Raw genomic sequence first — 4,425 nt, forward strand, 5'->3', positions numbered from 1 at the left:
AGGATCACTTTCTTTCGTATTTTTTGTTTGCAAACTTATTATACATCAGAAAGTCCTGTATGACATTTTTTTATGGAAAAGTTGTAAAGTGGTGTAAACTACCATCAAATCATCCGAAAATGCTCTAACGCTTCCCTTATAGCCGCTTCTTTCTCTGGCGGACATTTCGGCTGTCTGGAATTTTCTGATTTTGGCAGATTATAGTTCACCCTCTCAATAATTCCACATTTTTCTTTTACCTGTGCGATATATAAACTGCTGACTTTCAATCCACTATGCTCCAACACATAATCTTTGATTTCCTCATAAGTTGCCTTGCTCTCCGCAGCCGTCAAATCAAGCTCGTCCATCTGAAGCTCAACCTCGATATGTTGGTCTGAATGAAGTTTGGACAATAAACATACCGTCTCCACATGTATTGTCTAAATGGAGGAAAAACACCTCACCCAACGTATCACCCCCAACACTCATTATAGGTGTTTTATGCCCTACATAATAATAAATTAACAATTAACTTGTTATCTTCTAAACTGGCTGAAACACCACCCTTCATTTTTTCTGAAAGTAATTTCACGATATATAACCCCAATCCTGAATTAGATTGACTGCGTGATAAATCGGCTGTATAAAACTTTTCAAACAGCTTTTCAATCTCTAGCTCATCTCTATATCCTTCCTCTATCAAATTTTGAAATCTAACCTCTACCATATCTGTATTTACGATTTCAACCTCAAATTTCTTTATACCATATCGTATTGCATTCGAAGTCAAATTCGTAATAATACGTCTGAGCATAATTTCATCTGCCATTACATAAGTTGCTGTATTTAAAGACCGGACATTCGGAATGATTCCTTTCTCTTCAAATTGTTCTGTGAAAGACAGTACAGTATCCGCTAATATATTATCCAGATTTACTTCAATCAAGACTGGAGATTTACTCTCATCTTCCAAAAGCGAAATACTATAAAAGTCATTGATAAGTGTTTGTAAATACTTGCCTCTTGATATGGAAATTTCTAAATACTCTTTTTGCTCATCCGTTAAACAAGTCTTCTGCAACAGTTGTAAATATCCTGTCATAGATGTAAGTGGTGTTCGCAAATCATGAGAAATATTTGAAATGGATTCCTTTAAATGTTTTTCCTTTTTTAAAATTGAAGATTTAATATCCCTTTGATAAGCCTGATGACGGTTAATCTCAGCGGCAAGTTCTGTTAAATCCTTATCTATAAAAGCAACCTCTATTAGTTTTTCTACACCTGTGGAACATTCTTGTAATTGCTCTCGTACACAGCGTATTTCTCTTTTCAGGAGAAAAAGGGAAATAGCAAGACCAATACACAAAACAACTAATATAATAATGATTGACATACTATCCCCCCACTTTTTATTATTTTATTTCCGTATTAGAGAAAAAGTAACCACTTAAAGTAATCGAAATAAAAATTGTAATGCAAGACGATAGAAATACAATCAATATAGTAGATATCGAAAGGTTATCGTTTACAATATACTTTAGCTGTGACAATGTGGAATACTCAAATAATCTCCCCACCAAATCAATCTTTTTTCCAATCGTGCTGTCTATAACTGAAAAAAGTATGGGAAAAGCAAAGCATACACATATTGTTTTGGGAATATCCTTACATAAAAAGGCAAAGCATACATAAATACTTGCTGTTCCTATATTTAAAACAATTCCCAAAAAAGAAACACGAAGAAGGTATAAAACCTCCTGCATATTAAATAAATCTCCCCACCCAAATTTTATCGTGTGAATCAGGCACACTGTAACCGGATATAATAACATGATAAAACCTGCGCTAATACAAAATACAAACGCTTTAGAAAAAATAATGTCTAAACGTCTATGCCCTTTAGATAGCTCCGCCTGTATTGTTCTATTAGAAAAATCTGAACCGATATAAAACCCCGAAAAAGCAGCAATCACAAATAACATAAAAATATCCTGAAAAGCATTTGCAAAGCTATCTCTGCCCCTTACTGGATTTCCCGGCTCTGTTAATAAATTTATCTCCGAATACGCACTGAAAGCAGAAATTGCCATCACAACCATAACTAAAACAATAATTATTTTCTGCCGTCTAAGTTTAAAAAGTTCTGTCTTTATTAAGTTAAACATTTCCCATTCCCCCTATGGTATTGATAAAATAGTCTTCCAGATTATCCCCTGCTAATCCTATATTTTTAATAGACAGTTTCTGTTCATTTAAGGCAAGAATCACCTTTTGCATATCATCAATATAATCATATAATTGTATTGACTGATCTGGCATAACTTTATAATTCCTTGTATTCAAAACACGTTCCAGTGCCATTGCCGCCCTTGAAACATCATCCACAAGTATAAATATATGTTTTTTACAACATTCGTCTAACCGCTCTTTTGAAATTTCTTTTATAATTTTTCCATGATGAAGAAAAATATAATTTGTTGCAAGCTGATAAAGCTCACTCAAAATATGACTTGATACCAATATGGTTAATTGTTTCTCATAGGCAAGTTTTTTTAGTAGTTCTCGGATTTCTACCATACTGACCGGATCTAATCCGTTTGTCGGCTCGTCAAGCATTAAAAATTCCGGCTCCCCCAATAATGTAGCTGCAATCCCTAACCGCTGTTTCATACCTAATGAAAAGTTCTGTACCTTTTTCTTTCCAGTATCATGAAGTCCCACAATTTTCAGACAATCTTCAACTACATTTTTATTCGGTATACCCTGTGCAATCCTCATAGCTTCTAAATTATCACGAGCTGTCATATATGGGTAAAGAGCTGGATATTCTATCATGCACCCCATACGCTTTCTTTGTTTTTCCAATTCTTTTTTCTGTGTTTTCCCAAATAATATAATATCTCCGCTGTCCGGCAAAGACAATCCGGAAACCAATCGCATAAACGTAGTCTTGCCAGCTCCGTTTTGACCGATAAACCCATAGATACGCCCTTTTTGAATCGTTATATCTACATGGTCAAGTGCTACCATATTCGCATATTTTTTTGTAAGCCCTATCGTCTGTAAAATATAATCATTCACTTTTTCGTTCCCTCCTTTTCTTTGATAGCATAATTATAAATGCCAAATCTAAAGAAAACCTTACGAAAACTTATCATAAAGCTAAGTATTATTTTGCCAGACGGTAGCCTAATCCCCATAATGTTTCTATATATTCCTCATTGGGATTTACCTTTTTCAACTTGTGTCGCAAGCGGCTGATATGGACATTTAAAGTATTGTCATCAATGGTATATTCTTCATTCCATATACTTTCAAATAAATTTGCTTTTGAAAAAACCTTTTGCGGTTGTAATAAGAATAGTTCCAATATTTTCATTTCTGTTGCTGTCAAAGTAATTTCCTGTCCGTCCACATACACTTGCTTTGCAGCCTTATCAAACTCTATATCTTTAAACACTAATTTTTGACTTTGATCAACTACATTCAACTGATTCCGGCGCAAATTTGCTTCTATTCTGGCAATCACCTCATCAATATCAAATGGTTTCGTTATATAATCATCTGCGCCAAGTCGAAGCAAATCTATCTTACTTTGTGTGGTTTCCTTTGCTGATATAACAAGCACAGGAATATTCGAGAATGTCCTTAATTCTTTCAGCAAGGCATCTCCACTTTTATATGGCAACATAATATCCAACAACACCATTTCAAATTCTTCATTTTTTAACATCTCCAGTCCATGTATTCCTGTATAAGCTGATTTTGATAAATAGCCATTACTTCTTAATGACTGACACAGCAAATGGTTAATTTCTTTGTCATCCTCTATAACTAATATGTTATTATTTGCCATAATTATTTTTCCTTTCCAACGCATCTGCGTTTATCAACGGGCTTTTCCGCATTTCTAGGTATCAACCACATTCTTCCAACCTTCATTAAATCAGGTACTCTTTCCTCAGAGCACAATTTTTGTATTCTTCGTTCAGATATTCCCCATTTTTTCGATGCTTCCTGCACAGTCATATACTCAAACACTATTACCCCTCCCTTTAGCCTTACTTTATATAGTATAGTCGTTCAAACGAATAATATCAAGAAAAAATCAAAATATCGACACACCCTCCGGGAGTGTCGAAAGACAAGAATAGTTATCATGACTTTTTTATTATCACGATCTTTGATGACAAAGCTGATAAACTCAAAGGATTTCTTTAAAAAAGTCGAGATAATATTTTTACAATAGCCACCAACTTTGATTTTTTAAAAGCGACAATATTTCTTCAAAAGTCGGGATAACTTTTTTCAATGATTATATAAAAAACGCAATTTTACTTGAAAATGGGTTCTTCCCTTTTACATTCCTAAATAGTGTCTGCTGATTAACCTACACAAGCAGGTAACCAGCCCTCCCTATAGTTTAAAATGTCCAGCAGATAA

The 4,425-nt window shown here is 34.1% G+C and carries 5 protein-coding genes and 1 pseudogene; all 6 read right to left on the reverse strand.

All coding sequences use genetic code 11. The features are described from left to right. Positions 1–104: 104 nt before the first annotated feature. Positions 105–422 (reverse strand): annotated as a pseudogene (locus D7Y06_RS24070) (23S rRNA (uracil-5-)-methyltransferase RumA); the annotation flags it as partial. A 59-nt stretch (positions 423–481) separates the two neighbouring features. Beyond that, positions 482–1,375 carry a sensor histidine kinase gene (locus tag D7Y06_RS24075; protein ID WP_120410030.1) on the reverse strand — a complete coding sequence of 298 codons (894 nt, stop codon included), beginning with the start codon at positions 1,373–1,375 and terminating at the stop codon, positions 482–484. Between the two features lie 19 nt (positions 1,376–1,394). Continuing rightward, positions 1,395–2,147 carry an ABC transporter permease gene (locus tag D7Y06_RS24080; protein WP_120410031.1) on the reverse strand — a complete coding sequence of 251 codons (753 nt, stop codon included), beginning with the start codon at positions 2,145–2,147 and terminating at the stop codon, positions 1,395–1,397. Then, entirely contained in the window at positions 2,140–3,063 is a 924-nt protein-coding gene (locus D7Y06_RS24085) for an ABC transporter ATP-binding protein (RefSeq protein ID WP_120410032.1), read from the reverse strand. The genes D7Y06_RS24080 and D7Y06_RS24085 overlap by 8 nt, the downstream gene beginning before the upstream one ends. An 88-nt stretch (positions 3,064–3,151) precedes the next feature. Further along, complete coding sequence (locus D7Y06_RS24090) at positions 3,152–3,838, reverse strand: response regulator transcription factor (protein ID WP_120410033.1); 687 nt, start codon at positions 3,836–3,838, stop codon at positions 3,152–3,154. Positions 3,839–3,840: 2 nt separating this feature from the next. Beyond that, on the reverse strand, positions 3,841–4,023 hold the full coding sequence (locus tag D7Y06_RS24095; RefSeq protein ID WP_120410034.1) for a helix-turn-helix domain-containing protein: 183 nt from the start codon (positions 4,021–4,023) through the stop codon (positions 3,841–3,843). Between the last annotated feature and the right edge of the window lie 402 nt (positions 4,024–4,425).

Origin of the sequence: Roseburia sp. 1XD42-69 (assembly GCF_003612565.1) — a bacterium.
Taxonomy (GTDB): domain Bacteria; phylum Bacillota; class Clostridia; order Lachnospirales; family Lachnospiraceae; genus Roseburia_B.

What these genes read in the sequence shown, in the direction of transcription:
- D7Y06_RS24075 (WP_120410030.1), bottom strand. Translation starts at nt 1,375, where the DNA reads ATGTCAATCATTATTATATTAGTTGTTTTGTGTATTGGTCTTGCTATT.
- D7Y06_RS24080 (WP_120410031.1), bottom strand. Translation starts at nt 2,147, where the DNA reads ATGTTTAACTTAATAAAGACAGAACTTTTTAAACTTAGACGGCAGAAA.
- D7Y06_RS24090 (WP_120410033.1), bottom strand. Translation starts at nt 3,838, where the DNA reads ATGGCAAATAATAACATATTAGTTATAGAGGATGACAAAGAAATTAAC.